This window comes from Nocardioides campestrisoli, assembly GCF_013624435.2.
In the GTDB taxonomy this organism is placed as follows: domain Bacteria; phylum Actinomycetota; class Actinomycetes; order Propionibacteriales; family Nocardioidaceae; genus Nocardioides; species Nocardioides campestrisoli.
Map to the genome: position 1 here is coordinate 1,287,955 of NZ_CP061768.1, position 13,465 is coordinate 1,301,419.

Annotated in this window: 11 protein-coding genes; 7 read left to right on the plus strand and 4 right to left on the minus strand. The window is 70.9% G+C overall.

The annotated features are described in order from the left end of the window. Positions 1-4: 4 nt before the first annotated feature. Genes H8838_RS06150 through arsM form a run of 3 tightly spaced genes read right to left on the minus strand, consistent with a single transcriptional unit; the run spans position 5 to position 2,372 of the window. Positions 5-460: an arsenate-mycothiol transferase ArsC gene (locus H8838_RS06150; protein WP_185995099.1), complete on the minus strand. Its 456-nt coding sequence runs from the start codon at positions 458-460 to the stop codon at positions 5-7. Beyond that, the gene (gene arsB, locus H8838_RS06155; protein WP_185995098.1) at positions 457-1,539 is read right to left on the minus strand and encodes an ACR3 family arsenite efflux transporter; all 1,083 of its coding nucleotides are present in this window, start codon (positions 1,537-1,539) and stop codon (positions 457-459) included. The genes H8838_RS06150 and arsB overlap by 4 nt, the downstream gene beginning before the upstream one ends. Further along, positions 1,536-2,372: an arsenite methyltransferase gene (arsM, locus tag H8838_RS06160; protein WP_185995097.1), complete on the minus strand. Its 837-nt coding sequence runs from the start codon at positions 2,370-2,372 to the stop codon at positions 1,536-1,538. Before arsM ends, arsB begins: the two co-directional genes overlap by 4 nt. 96 nt (positions 2,373-2,468) lie before the next feature. Here arsM and H8838_RS06165 point away from each other — a divergent pair, with 96 nt between their 5' ends. The 7 genes from H8838_RS06165 (at position 2,469) to H8838_RS06195 (ending at position 9,745) form a co-directional block, all read left to right on the plus strand. After that, on the plus strand, positions 2,469-2,828 hold the full coding sequence (locus H8838_RS06165; protein ID WP_181310295.1) for an ArsR/SmtB family transcription factor: 360 nt from the start codon (positions 2,469-2,471) through the stop codon (positions 2,826-2,828). Between the two features lie 125 nt (positions 2,829-2,953). Further along, positions 2,954-4,183: an SPFH domain-containing protein gene (locus H8838_RS06170; protein ID WP_185995096.1), complete on the plus strand. Its 1,230-nt coding sequence runs from the start codon at positions 2,954-2,956 to the stop codon at positions 4,181-4,183. Continuing rightward, positions 4,180-5,385, plus strand: a complete 1,206-nt coding sequence (locus tag H8838_RS06175; protein WP_185995095.1) for a TFIIB-type zinc ribbon-containing protein — start codon at positions 4,180-4,182, stop codon at positions 5,383-5,385. Before H8838_RS06170 ends, H8838_RS06175 begins: the two co-directional genes overlap by 4 nt. Continuing rightward, positions 5,385-5,687: a hypothetical protein gene (locus H8838_RS06180; protein ID WP_185995094.1), complete on the plus strand. Its 303-nt coding sequence runs from the start codon at positions 5,385-5,387 to the stop codon at positions 5,685-5,687. Before H8838_RS06175 ends, H8838_RS06180 begins: the two co-directional genes overlap by 1 nt. 4 nt (positions 5,688-5,691) lie before the next feature. Continuing rightward, positions 5,692-6,504 carry a hypothetical protein gene (locus tag H8838_RS06185; RefSeq protein ID WP_185995093.1) on the plus strand — a complete coding sequence of 271 codons (813 nt, stop codon included), beginning with the start codon at positions 5,692-5,694 and terminating at the stop codon, positions 6,502-6,504. A gap of 84 nt (positions 6,505-6,588) precedes the next feature. Further along, positions 6,589-6,852 (plus strand): DivIVA domain-containing protein, encoded by a 264-nt coding sequence (locus H8838_RS06190; RefSeq protein ID WP_181310299.1) that lies wholly within the window; start codon positions 6,589-6,591, stop codon positions 6,850-6,852. 139 nt (positions 6,853-6,991) lie between these two features. Next, positions 6,992-9,745: a M1 family aminopeptidase gene (locus H8838_RS06195; protein ID WP_185995092.1), complete on the plus strand. Its 2,754-nt coding sequence runs from the start codon at positions 6,992-6,994 to the stop codon at positions 9,743-9,745. 123 nt (positions 9,746-9,868) lie between these two features. Here H8838_RS06195 and H8838_RS06200 read toward each other — a convergent pair whose 3' ends face one another. After that, complete coding sequence (locus H8838_RS06200; RefSeq protein WP_185995091.1) at positions 9,869-13,333, minus strand: reprolysin-like metallopeptidase; 3,465 nt, start codon at positions 13,331-13,333, stop codon at positions 9,869-9,871. Positions 13,334-13,465: the final 132 nt, after the last annotated feature.

Consider the following 13,465-nt stretch of genomic DNA (forward strand, 5'->3'; position numbering starts at 1 on the left):
TCGGTCAGACCGGTGCGAGCACGCTCGGGGCCAGCACGAGGTCCGGCGCCAGCTCGCCCAGCAGCGCCCGCACCCGGGTGTCGAGGTCGGCGAGGATCCGCCGCACGGTGGGCTCGTCCTGACCGCCCGGGTCGTCGACCGGCCAGTCCCGGTAGGTGACCCCGGGGACGTAGGGGCACTCCTCGCCGCAGCCCAGCGTGATCGCCAGGTCGCTGCCTGCCACCATCTCGGTGGTCAGGTGTTTCGGCTGCTCGCGGGAGGTGTCGAGACCGAGGCGTTCGAGCACCTCAGCGACCTCGGCATGGATGTGCTCCCCGGGCTGGGTGCCGGCCGACAGGGCGATCACCCGACCCTGGGCGTAGTGCTCGGTGAGCACCCGGGCAGCCACGGAGCGGCCGCCGTTGCGGACGCAGGCGAAGACAACCTGCGGGATTCGCTCCTCGGTGGTGCGGTGACTCATGGCGAGACTCCTTGCCGGACGTCGGGGAAGAAGCGGCGCGCCCAGAGGCTGACGTAGACCAGGCCGACCAGCACCGGGACCTCGATCAGCGGCCCGACCACGCCGGCGAGCGCCTGGCCGCTGGTGACGCCGAAGACCGCGATCGCGACCGCGATGGCGAGCTCGAAGTTGTTGCCGGCCGCGGTGAACGCGACGGTGGTGGCGCGGGCGTACCCGAGCCCGGCCCGGTGGGCCAGCACCAGGGAGCCGGCCCACATCAGGGCGAAGTAGACGACCAGCGGGACGGCGATCCGGACGACGTCCAGCGGCTGGCTGGTGATCTTCTCGCCCTGGAGGGCGAAGAGGACGACGATCGTGAACAGCAGCCCGTACAACGCCCACGGCCCCAGTCGCGGGAGGAAGCGCTGCTCGTACCAGTCGCGGCCGCGGCGGGCCTCGCCGACGCGTCGGGTCAGGTAGCCGGCAGCCAGCGGGATCCCGAGGAAGACCAGGACGCTCCAGGCGATCTGCCACGGGGAGACGTCGAGCCCGGTGGTGGAGAGTCCGAGCCAGCCCGGCAGGAGGTCCAGGTAGAACCAGCCGAGCAGGGCGAACGCCACGACCTGGAAGACGGAGTTGACCGCGACGAGCACGGCCGCGGCCTCCCGGTCGCCGCAGGCCAGGTCGTTCCAGATGATCACCATGGCGATGCACCGGGCCAGGCCGACGATGATCAGGCCGGTGCGGTACTCCGGCAGGTCGGGCAGGAAGAGCCAGGCCAGGGCGAACATCAGCGCCGGGCCGACCAGCCAGTTGAGGACCAGGGAGAGCGCCATCATCCGGCGGTCGCGGGCCACGTGCCCGACCTCGTCGTAGCGCACCTTCGCCAGCACCGGGTACATCATCACCAGGAGACCGAGCGCGATCGGCAGAGAGATCGATCCGACCTTGATCGCGTCGAGCGCGTCGGCGATGCCCGGCACCCAGCGTCCGGCGAGCAGGCCCGCGAGCATGGCCAGCCCGATCCAGGCCGGCAGGTAGCGGTCGAGCGTGGAGAGGCGCTGGGCGACGGGCGGGGCCGCCGGGACGGTGGCCGTCACGCGGCCGGCTTGGTGGCGCGGACGATCGCGCCGTGCATCCCCGGCACCGCCTCGTGGGTGAACTCCACCTCGGCGTCGGAGAAGCCGGCGGCGGCCAGGCCCTCGAGGTACTCGGTGCGGGAGAGGGCGCCGGCGATGCAGCCGACGTACGAGCCACGCTCGGCCCGGTCGGCGGGGGAGAGGTGGTCCTCCGCGACGACGTCGGAGATGCCGATCCGGCCGCCCGGCGTGAGCACGCGGAACATCTCCGCGAGGACCTTCGGCTTGTCGACGGAGAGGTTGATGACGCAGTTGGAGATCACCACGTCGACCGAGGCGTCGGGCAGCGGGACGTCCTCGATGGTGCCCTTGCGGAACTCCACGTTGGTCGCCCCGGCCTTCGCCGCGTTGGCTCGGGCGAGGTCGAGCATCTCGTCGGTCATGTCGACGCCGTAGGCGAAGCCGGTCTCGCCGACGCGGCGTGCGGAGAGCAGCACGTCGATGCCGCCGCCGGAGCCGAGGTCGAGCACCCGCTCGCCGGCCCGCAGGTCGGCCACCGCGGTCGGGTTGCCGCAGCCCAGGCTGGCCGCGACCGCCTCGGCCGGCAGCTCCTCCTGGTCCCCGCTGCTGTAGAGCGCGGCGCCGAACGCCTCGTCGACCGTCGTGTCGCTGCTGCAGCAGGACGTCGGTCCGCAGCAGTCGTCGACGACCTGCAGGTCGACGTTGAGCTCGGCGTTGCCGACGCCGCGGCCGACCGCGGTCGCGGCCTGGGCGTAGCGGTTGCGGACCTGCTCACGTACCTCGTCCGGGGTCACCCCGGCTTGCGTGGGTGCCTGCGGGTTGCTCGTGGTCATGGCGACGCACTCCTTCGATGACGTATCGGTCGTTCTCGATGTATCGAGGTTCTTCGATCTATCGACGATTGTCAATACGTCTGGCACACTGGATCCATGCCCACCCGAACGGCCCCGCCAGTCCTGGACGCCAACGCCGCCGCGCCGGCGTGCTGCTCGACGGTGACCGGCGGCGTGCTCGACACCGACGAGGCGCAGCGGCTCGCGCGCATGTTCAAGGCCCTGGGTGACCCCACGCGCGTCCGGCTGCTGTCGCTGATCGCCGCGCAGCCCGACCGTGAGGCCTGCATCTGCGACCTCACCGACCCCGTCGGGCTCTCGCAGCCGACGGTCTCCCACCACATGAAGCAGCTCGTCGACGCGGGACTCGTCGTCCGTGAGCAGCGCGGACGGTGGGCGTTCTACCGGCTCGTCGAGGACACCCTCGCCGCGCTCAGCGGGGCTCTCAAACCCTGATCGGCACTTTGTCGCCGCGGCAGCCGCTCCATGGGACCCCGCGAGCCTTCGGAAATCACCTCCCAGCGGGCACCCCGCGTCGCTAGGGTGAGCCGTTCTGTTCAGGGTGAAGGCGGAAGGCAACCATGGGACTCATTCAGGCAGCGGTCGGCGCACTCGGGGGAACCCTGGCGGACCAGTGGAAGGACTTCTACACGGTTCCCGGGGACCTGGCACCCACCGCGGCGCTGTTCTCGGCCGCCGCGCGGGGCACGAACGCGGGTCGTGGATCGAACGCCAAGGGGTCTGACGGCGTCATCACCAACGGCAGCAGGATCATCGTCCCCGAGGGCTACGGCCTGGTCCTGATGCAGGACGGCGCGATCACCGGCTTCGCGGCCGAGCCCGGGGCGTACGAGTGGGACTCCGAGGCCCAGGACTCCCAGTCGATCTTCGCCGGCGACGGCATCGTGGGCCCACTGGTCACCACCTCGTGGGAGCGCTTCAAGTTCGGTGGTCGCCCCAGCGCCCAGCAGCGCGCCTACTTCGTGGCGCTCAAGGAGCTGCCCAACAACCGGTTCGGCACCCAGTCGGAGATCTACTGGGACGACGCCTACATGAACGCCCAGGTCGGCGTGGTCACCCGTGGCACCTACACGCTGAGCATCACCGACCCGATCCTCTTCATCAAGGCGTTCGTGCCGGCCAGCTACCTGGAGCCCGGCCGGGTCTTCGACTTCACCGACGTGGAGAACGACGCCGCCTCCCAGCTCTTCAACGAGGTCGTCGGCTCCCTGGCACCTGCCTTCTCGATGTATACGAACGACCCGTCGAAGGGCAACCGGATCACCAAGATCCAGCAGGACTCGGTCGGGTTCGCACAGAGCCTGTCGGCCGCGGTCGAGGAGAACTACAAGTGGAGCACCGGCCGCGGGCTGGAGATCGTCTCGGTCGCGATCGTCTCCATCGAGTACGACGAGTCCACCCGTGCGCTGCTCCGCAACGTGCAGCGCGCCGATGCCCTCTCCGGTGCCCGCGGCAACTCGAACCTGCAGGCGTCCGTCGCCGCGGGCTTCGAGTCGGCCGGCGAGAACGGCGGCCCCGGCGGCCTGATCGGGATGGGCATGGCGGCGAGCGGCGCGGGCATCGGCGGCCTGCAGCAGCCGGTGCCGGGTGTGGGCGCCCAGTCCACGGCAGCCCAGTCCACGGCAGCCCAGTCCACGGCCGCCCAGCCCGCCGCCCCCGCGGCCCAGTCGGCCGCTCCCGCCGCCGAGGACCCGATGGTGATGCTCACCAAGGCCAAGCAGATGCTCGACGCCGGTCTGATCACCCAGGCCGACTACGACGCGGCAAAGGCGAAGGCGCTCGGCTTGTGAGCGCCGGGGCCACCACGGGTGCCGACCCGGGGGAGCCGGCAGCTCCCGCAGAGCCGGTGATCAACACCGCCAACGAGAGGCTGGAGGACGGGGTCAACCGCTGCCCGGCCTGCGGGGCGACCGAGATCCAGCTGCGGGTCTCCACCTCGATGCTGATCTGCCTGTTCTGCCGGCACGAATGGGCGGAGGCGACGATCGAGCCGCTGGTCTCCGGGGAGGGGACGCTGCGCGACCTCACCGGCACCACGGTGGCCTCGGGCGCCTCGGACATCGCCGCAGACGCCGGCATGCTCACGATGAAGTGCTCCGGGTGCGGTGCCGAGGTGGTCGTGAACACCTCCGAGGCGACGTCGTCGCGCTGCCACTGGTGCCGGCACGTGCTCACCGTCAACGAGCAGATGCCCAACGGGGCGGTGCCTGACGCGGTCCTGCCGTTCAGCCTCACCCGCGACCAGGCCGTGGAGAACATCAAGGAGTTCGCCGGCAGGCGGAGGAGGTTCGCGCACCGCCGGTTCCTCCGGGAGTTCACCCCGGAGAACGTGATCGGCGCCTACCTGCCCTACATGGTCGTCGACTGCAACGTCAGCGGAGACGTCCAGGGGGTCGGCGAGGTGGAGACCCGGCGTTTCGGCAGCCGCGACGACAGTGAGACGGTCTACAACGCGGACGTCTACCGGGTCGACCGGCACGTCGACTTCACGGTCGACGACCTGACCCTGGAGTCCTCGACCGAGCGCGCCAACATGCGCGCGTTCGTCAACACCAACAACGTGATCAACACGATCCTGCCGTTCGACACGAAGAACGCGGTGCAGTGGAACGCCAGCTACCTGGTCGGCTACTCCTCCGAGCGCCGCGATGCTGACGTCTCGGCGCTGATGCCCAGCCTGGAGCACCAGCTGCTCTCGATCACCCGGTCCGAGGTCTACAGCTCGGTCAGCCAGTACGACCGGGGCGTGCGCTGGGAGGCGGAGAAGGTCGAGGTGCACGGGACGAAGTGGGTCTCGATGTACCTCCCGGTCTGGCTCTACTCCTACTACCACGAAGAGGGAGGGAGTGCGATGGTGCACTACATCGCCGTCAACGGACGGACCGGCGAGACCATGGGCAGCGTGCCGGTCTCCCACTGGCGACTCGCCCTGGCGGCCCTCGCGACGGGCAGCGTGGTCGAGGCGATCGTCTTCGCGCTGCTGGTGGCCTGATGAACGCCCTCGTCCTGTCGCTGTCCCAGCCTGTCCTCCAGGCTCTGGAATCATCCGACGAGCCCGTGGACCTGCTGATCCTGCTGCTGGGACCGGTGGTGGCGGTCATTGTCTACTCGGGGCTCTACCGCTACTACCGCAACACCGACAAGTCGCACGACTTCGAGAAGGAGACCCGGATCGAGGCGCAGCCGGTGACCGCGCGGGACCGCAAGGTGGACACCGTGCGCGGGACGAAGCGGACCGAGGTCAAGGGCAACAACGTCTCCGACCATCGCAAGCGGGTGCAGCGCCTAGGCTGACTCCATGGCTGCCGAACAGGGTTCCGAAGGCCGGTCCTTCGGACGCCGGCTGGAGAAGTGGGTCCGCGACTCGGCGGAGCTGCGGGAGCTGTGGGGCTCGGTCCGGGGAACGCCGAGCTCGCCTGAGGAGGCGAGCCTGCGGCGCTACCGGCGCTCGACGACCCGTGAGGTCGCACTGCCGCATCCGTCGATCTCCCAGCGCAGGTACGACGCGCTGAGCCAGCGGCACCGGGAGCTCGTCGTACGACTGGTGCTGGGGCTGATGAGCGTTCCTCTGCTGCTGGTCCTCGGCGCAGTGGTCGATCCGGTCGCCGCGCGGGTGGCGATCTGGGCGTTGGTGGTGCCGGTGATCGCGCTGGGGGTGCACCACGGGCGGGCGCTGGCCCGGGTCGCGACCGAGCGGCACCTGACGTTGAAGGGTGGCCTCGCGGACGCGTGGGGGGACTGGGTCACCGCGCGCGACCAGCTCGACGCGCTCGAAGGCGCCGCGCAGGCGCGGGCCGCGCTGGCCGCCAACGAGGCCAGGATGCAGGCGCTGGTGCTGGCCCTGGGTCGGGCGGAGAGTCACCCGGACCATCGGGACACCGAGGAGCACAGGGAGTCCCGCGAGTGGGTCTTCCGGAGTGCGGCCAAGGCCCTCTCCCTCGCGACGGCCGAGAAGGAGCTCGAGGCGGCCATCCGCAGCGAGGTCGCCGCCGGTGACCTCGGCCTCGCGCCGGACGGCGACCTGGACGCCCTCGACCAGGCGCTCGACACCGCCCGTGAGCTCACCGGGCGTACGCCCGAGCTCCGTCGGGGGCTTCTGGACGACGGATAGGCCCCAAGACCGCGCACCCCACCTGCCTGCCGTCGAGCTCCGAGGACATGTTTGCCGCCGGGGGCGCGAGGGCAAGAACGGCCCATGACGCCCTTCGACTCCCAGGCAGGCCGACGGTTCCCCCTCACCAAGTGGCGTGAGGGGTACGCGATCGAGGAGGTGGACGCGTTCGTCCACCGCTGCGAGCTGGCGCTGGAGCGTCGGGCCGGCGCCGTCACGGAGGAGGAGCTGCGCCAGGTCAGGTTCACCCCGACCCGGTTCAGGCACGGGTACGACCAGGGGAGCGTCGACGACCGGCTGGACCAGCTCTCGGTGGCGCTCCGCGCCGCCGATCCGCGGACGGCCTGACCATCGCCGCGACCCGTACGCCCGGGAGCGTCACCCGGAGCCCTTCCTCAGCCGGGAGCGGCGACTTAGCCTGACCCTCAGTCACGTCTCTCCGACCTGCGGAACCGCGCGTCCGGAGACCGAGCGAGAGGGCGCACAGATGACGACGAAGTCGATCCCACGGCACGGAGGGTGGCGCCGGACGGCGGCCCGGACCGTGCCCCTCCTCCTGGTGGCCGGCGGGCTGGTGGGGACGGCCACCGCACCCACGCAGGCGGCCGACGCGGTGGACGGGGCACAGACCGCCGGGGACGCGATCTTCCCGCACGTGGGCAACGGCGGCTACGACGCGCTGCACTACGACGTCGACATCGCCTGGGTCGCCAACGGCGTGGTCGACGGCTACATGACCGGCGAGTTCCGCAGTGCCACCGCGACCATGCGGGCCCGGACCACCGGCGCCCCGCTGCGCTCCTTCTCCCTCGACTTCGAGGGCCTCCAGGTCGACGCGGTCACCGTCGACGGCGTGCCGGCGACGTACCAGCGGGTTCAGGACGCCGAGGCCACCAAGTTCAAGCTGGTGGTCACACCTGAGACCCCGGTGGACGGGGAGTTCACCACCGTCGTGAGCTACTCGGGCGTCCCGCAGCACCACGTGGACGCGGACGGCTCCTGGGAGGACTGGACCGCCACCTCCGACGGTGCGATCTTCATGGGTCAGCCGATCGGCGCGATGGCCGGCATCCCGCACAACAACACCCCCGGCGACAAGGCCACCTGGACCTTCTCCCTCGACGTCCCCTCGACGCTGACCAGCGGCACCGGCACCGGTCCGGCCGCCGCGGTGAGCAACGGCGAGCTGGCGGACAAGCAGGTGAGCCCGGACGGTGAACGCACCACCTGGGAGTGGGTCCAGCGCGAGCAGATGGCCAGCGAGCTGGCCCTGATCACCGTCGGCAAGTACGACGTGATCGAGTCGGAGGTGACGCTGTCCAGCGGCCGGGTGATCCCGGAGTGGTCGTTCATGGACTCCTCGCTCAGCGAGGCCAACAAGACCACCATCAGGAACCGGCGAGCCCTGCTGGGCGAGATCACCCGGCGGTTCGAGCGGATCTACGGGCCGTACCCGGGCAACAGCACCGGCGTCGTGGTGGACACCGTGCCGAGCGGGATCAACTACGCCCTGGAGACGCAGGACCGGTCCTTCTTCCCCAGCGCCGCCTCGGTGGCGGGCAACACGCTGCTGCACGAGGTGGTCCACCAGTGGTACGGCGACGCGGTCTCACCGGGTCTGTGGACCGACATCTGGATCAACGAGGGGATGGCGAGCTGGGGTCCGACCTACTACAACCAGGTGCTGGCCGCGCCCACGCCCAACCCCGCGGCGGTGGAGAACACCTACTTCACCAGCTGGAGCAACAAGGCCGCGAACCACCCGGACTGGACGACCCCGCCCGGGGCCCAGACGGACCCCGCGAAGCTCTACGGCTACCAGACCTACACCCGGGGCGCCCTGTTCTGGGAGGCCTTGCGCACCGTCCTGCGCGACGAGGACTTCCTCGCCGTGGTGCGCCAGTGGCAGGCCCGGTACGGCGGCCAGAGCCGCCGGGGCGACGACCTCAAGGCGCTCGCCGAGGAGATCTCCGGCCACGACCTCGACGCCTTCTGGCAGGACTGGATCCTGGACGCGGACAAGCCGGCGTGGCCCGCCAAGTACGACGTCTCGCTCGCGTCCACGCACCCGCAGGGCACCGTCGCGGGCGGGACGCCGATGACCTACACGCTCACCGCCGCCAACACCGGCAAGGTGCCCCTCTCGGGCGCGGAGGTCACCGTCGACCTCGCCGACGTGCTGGACGACGCCACGCTGGGCGCATTGCCGGCCGGTGTCACCCGCACGGGCACGACGCTGTCCTGGCAGGTCCCGGCGACCGCGGTCGGCGCGTCGGCCTCGGTGGAGGTCCCGGTCACCACTGGCCCGGGCCTCCGCGACGACGTCTTCGCCACCGCCGCCCCGGCCACCCTGGGCGGGGCGTGCCTGGCGTGCGGCGGTCTGGAGTCCGCCCCGCGGCCGACGCTGAGCGGCACTCCGACGGTGGGGACGACGCTGACCGGCAGCGTGGAGGGCTGGCCGGCCGGGACCTCGTTCGACTACGAGTGGTCGACGGGTGGGACGCCGGTCGAGGGCGCCACCGGCGCGACCTACACGCCGGTCGCGGCGGACCTCGGCCGTGCCCTGACCCTCACCGTGACCGGGACGGCTCCCGGCTACGCCCCGACGTCCCGGAGCAGTGCGCCGGCCGAGGTCGCTCCGGGCGCGCTGGGCGCCGCGCCGACGCCGACGATCAGCGGGCCGACCGTCCTCGGCGGCACGCTCCTGGTCGAGCCGGGGGACTGGGGTGCCGAGGTCGCGACGCAGGTGCAGTGGCTGCGCGACGGTGCGGTCGTCCCGGGCGCCACGGAGACGTCGTACCCCCTCGGTGCGGCCGACGTGGGCGCCCGCCTGTCGGTGCAGGTCACGGGCTCACGCCCGGGCTACGCCTCGGTGACCCGGATCAGCGCCCCGACGGCGGCGGTCGCCGCACAGCGGCTCACGCGCGGCAAGGTGCGGACCGTCGGCAAGGCCGAGGTGGGGCGGGTCCTGCGGGCCAGGGTGTACGGCTTCGACGCCGGCGTCGCGCTGACCTACACCTGGTACGCCCGCCGCCAGGAGGTGCGCTCGGGAGCTCGGCTCCCACTGACCAGGGCGTTGGCGCGCAAGCGGATCCGGGTCGCCGTGACGGCGAGCAAGCCGGGCCACACCACCGTGACCGTGCGCAGCAAGGCCACCGCCAAGGTCACGCCCAAGAAGGTCCAGAAGGGCAAGAAGCACAAGAAGGGCCGGGCCGGGAAGAACGGCGGACCCCGGAGGTAGCGCCGGACCAGCACGCCAGCAGAGAAACACCAGCAGAGAAGCACGAGGGCCGCCCGCGGGAAGCGGGCGGCCCTCGTGCTTGCTAGGTGCTGCTGTGTTCAGGTGCTGCTGGTGCCGAGTGGGTCAGCTGACGCTGGTGACCACTGCGACGCCCTCGATCCGGACGGGCTTGCGCTTCCCGACCTTGATCGTGAGCTTGCCGCTGCGCGGCTTGTCGAACTTCACCGTCTTCAGCTTGTTGAAGGCGCTGGCGCCCTTCAGGTTGAAGGTCGTCACCTTCTTGCCGCCCACGAAGACGTGCACCGGGCCGGACTTCGGCAGCGGCGCGGCCACCAGCGAGACGCTGGTCGCCTTGTTGATCCGGGTCGACAGGCTGGCGCCCTTGGCCGACGACTTCAGGAAGTCGCCCCCGAAGGCACGGGCCTTCTTGACCTGCTTCCACTTGCCCTGGCGGTTCAGCTGCCCGTCGTTCAGCGGCACCGTGAAGGTGCGCGTCGCGGGGGTGGCATCGGCCGAGCCGTCAGGCGCGACCGCGGCCACGCTGAACAGGTGCGTGCCCGGCTTGAACCGCTTGGTCAGGCCAGCCACGGCGCAGTCGACGGGGTCGCCGTCGACGGTGCACACGAACCGGGAGCCGGCGACGTCCGCGGAGAACGCGAACTTCTGCTCACGGTCCAGCACGACCGAGCCGTCGGCGGGGCCGTCGGTGATGGTCGTCTCCGGCGCCTTGGCCGCGGCGGTCACGGTGATCGTGAACTCCGTGGTGACCCTGGCGGTCCCGTCGGTGATGCTGACGGTGACGGGGTAGGTGCCGGCGGCCGCGGTCACGGTGCCGGTGGTGCGCCAGGTGGCGGTACCCGGACGGACCGTGTCAGCCGAGACGGCGACCTGCTCCAGGGAGACGCCCGCGGGCAGTCCCGTGGCCGTCGCCGCGAGCTCGGCACCGGCGCTGCCGCGGGTGCTGGCCGACAGCTCCGCCGCGGGGACGGCCTGGCCGCTGACCACGGTGAGCTTTTCGTTCGCCGGACCGGTGACGGTGAGCGAGGAGACGATCTCGAAGTCGGCGTCGTTGACGTCGAAGAAGTAGTTGTCCACCGCCTCGATCTTGATCCGGGCCTTGGTCGTGGAGACGTTGGGCCAGACGATGCGCTCGGTGCCGTCGTTCGGGGTGCTCTCGGCCAGGACGACCGGGAACGTCTTGCCACCGTCGGTGGAGAGCGTGATCCGCACGTTCTCCGCCAGCTCCGGCTTGGCGGTGCCGTTGACGGCCCAGGTGACGATCTCGCTGCGTCCGCCGATGGCGCCGGCGTTCGCGACGTTCTTGGAGGAGACCAGGAACGGACCCGCGGTCTTGTCGAGCGTCAGCTTGACGTCGTCGTAGGCGTAGCCGCCTGCGTGCGGGTCGAGGTCACGCGCGGTGAACCGGAAGTTGAGCGAGGGCTCGGTGTTGCCAGCCGCCGCGTTGCCGACGTAGTCGGCGGTCGGCAGCCACTCCGCGAAGCACTCCACGACCGGGACGGGCACGTTGGTGGCGCCACCGGTCACCGGCTTGGCCGGCATGGCCGGGCAGGTGCCGTTGGCCGCGTTGGTGTTGTTCTCGAGGATCTGCTCCATGTCCGGGAAGACCCGGGTGGGGTCTGACGTGGCGATGTTCTCGCCGGGGGAGTTGATCAGCAGGGTGCCGGCCGGGGTCACCGGCGCGTGCTTGCCGAAGATCCGGAAGAGCGGGCCGTCGGCCTTGGTCTGGCTGCCCAGGGGCGTGCCGGTACCGCGGTCGTTTTGCTCCCAGATGTGGATCATCGAGTCGCCGTCGGGGTCGGTGGCCGAGCCGGTGAGGGCGAACGGCGTCCGCAGCGGGATGGTCTTGTCAGCGGGGGCGGTCGCCACGGGGGCGCGGTTGCCGCTGGCGGTGACGGTGTAGCCACCGTTCTCGACCGGCCCACCGGCCTGGGTCTCGCCGACGAAGCCGGAGACGTCACCGGAGACGGTGGTGAGGACCAGCGACTCGACGTCGGTGTTGTCGACGACGCCGCCGTTGAAGGTCACCTGGAAGCCGGTGTCGTTGAGCGTGCCGGAGCCGCCGAACGCCGCCACGGCGACGGTGTCCGTGCCGATGACCGCCTCGAGAGCCGCGTCGATCGCTGCGGTCGAGTAGTTCGTGCCGCGGACGATCGGCTCGGTGGTCTGGCCGTTGAAGGAGAGGGTGAACGACTCACCGTCCGTGTCGAACCCACGCAGCGAGACCGTCTGCACCTCGTCCTCGTCCGGACGGACGCGGAGCACGGTGCTGGTGATGTCGAAGATGCTGCGCTGCGAGAAGTACGGGTCGGTGTGCGGCTGCAGGTTGTCCTGCTGGCAGATGCCGGCGTAGGCCATCACCGACGAGCCGGAGCCCGGCTCCCACGGCGAACCGCCGATGTTGCCGCCACAGTTGTACTCGGTGCCGTTGAAGGTGTGCGGGCCGCCGAACTGGTGGCCGATCTCGTGGGCGACGTAGTCGACCGCGAAGAAGTCACCCTCGGGCTGGGGGAGACCGGTGCAGCCACGGGCCTTGCCGCCGAGGCCCACCACGCCCAGGCCGGCGACGCCGCCGCCGGGGGTGCCGAGCGCGATGTGGCCGACGTCGTAGTTGCTGGCGCCGACGAGCTGGCCGAGCACGATGCGGTTGCGGTTGAGCAGGCCGCCGGTGCAGCTGGCCAGCTGCGCGGTGGTGAAGCAGGCCGCATCGCCGCACGGACCACCGGGCTCGGTGGCCTTGGCGGCGGTGTCGAGGTTGAGCTTGTCGGTGTCGTTGATGAGGAGCATCCGGATGGCCAGGTCGTCGTTGTAGATCTGGTTGACCCGGTTCATCAGGGTGACCTTCTCGGCCAGCACGTTCTCGGTGCCGAAGTACGCCGCGTACGACGGGTCGGTCACCAGTGCCAGCCGGTAGGTGCGCAGGCCGACCTCGGTGCCCGGGGCCTCGCCCGCGCGCTGCTCGTCGTCCGCGTGCTCCTCGTGCAGCCCGTCGAGGGTGTGCTTGTCGAGCTCGGGCTCGATCAGGCCCTTCTCCGGGGCGGGCAGGTCACGGCCCAGGTAGGAGAGGTAGAGGCTGTCGTCGCCGTTCCAGGCCGGGTCGACGTACCAGGCGGCCTGGCCGCCGTCGCCGCGCACGGAGGCGTGGAAGCCGTTCGGGGTGACATCGAAGCGGATGGTCGCGGTGGGGTCCTCGACGCCGCGGCCGGCGTAGGTCCGGATCTCCGGGTTGGCCGCCTGGAGCTCGGCCTCCATCACCGGGGACTCCTTGACCTCGAAGGCGACCAGGTCGCCGTTCGGGGCGGGCACGTAGACCGTCTCGGCCTCGGCGCCGACCTGCTCCTCGAGGGGCGCGTCGCGCAGCTCCCCGCGCAGGGCGGCGTCGTCGAGGGTGAAGGCCGCGTACTTCTTCGGGCTGACGCGGAGCGCGCCAGCGGCACGCGAGGCGTTCGGCTTGGCCGAGGAGGCCGACCAGTAGTCGCCGCTGGCGGAGGGGGTGGCTGTGGCAGGCGTGGAGGCGAGCAGCGCGAGGCCGCCCGCACCCAGGACCACCGCCAGGGTGGAACCGAGCACTCCCCGAAGTCGGGGGCGTCGGTGGGACGCATGTGGCATGGGTGTCTCTTTCTTACAGAAGAGGTAGGTGAAACATGGCGAGTGTCACACGATTTGCGGGGGGTGAGAAGACACACCTTCGGAGGTGGACAG

Bases quoted from the DNA above. Each gene is read 5' to 3' on its own strand.
- arsM (WP_185995097.1), bottom strand. From the start codon at position 2,372: ATGACCACGAGCAACCCGCAGGCACCCACGCAAGCCGGGGTGACCCCG.
- H8838_RS06190 (WP_181310299.1), top strand. From the start codon at position 6,589: ATGACGCCCTTCGACTCCCAGGCAGGCCGACGGTTCCCCCTCACCAAG.
- H8838_RS06195 (WP_185995092.1), top strand. From the start codon at position 6,992: ATGACGACGAAGTCGATCCCACGGCACGGAGGGTGGCGCCGGACGGCG.
- H8838_RS06180 (WP_185995094.1), top strand. From the start codon at position 5,385: ATGAACGCCCTCGTCCTGTCGCTGTCCCAGCCTGTCCTCCAGGCTCTG.
- H8838_RS06185 (WP_185995093.1), top strand. From the start codon at position 5,692: ATGGCTGCCGAACAGGGTTCCGAAGGCCGGTCCTTCGGACGCCGGCTG.
- H8838_RS06170 (WP_185995096.1), top strand. From the start codon at position 2,954: ATGGGACTCATTCAGGCAGCGGTCGGCGCACTCGGGGGAACCCTGGCG.
- H8838_RS06165 (WP_181310295.1), top strand. From the start codon at position 2,469: ATGCCCACCCGAACGGCCCCGCCAGTCCTGGACGCCAACGCCGCCGCG.
- H8838_RS06150 (WP_185995099.1), bottom strand. From the start codon at position 460: ATGAGTCACCGCACCACCGAGGAGCGAATCCCGCAGGTTGTCTTCGCC.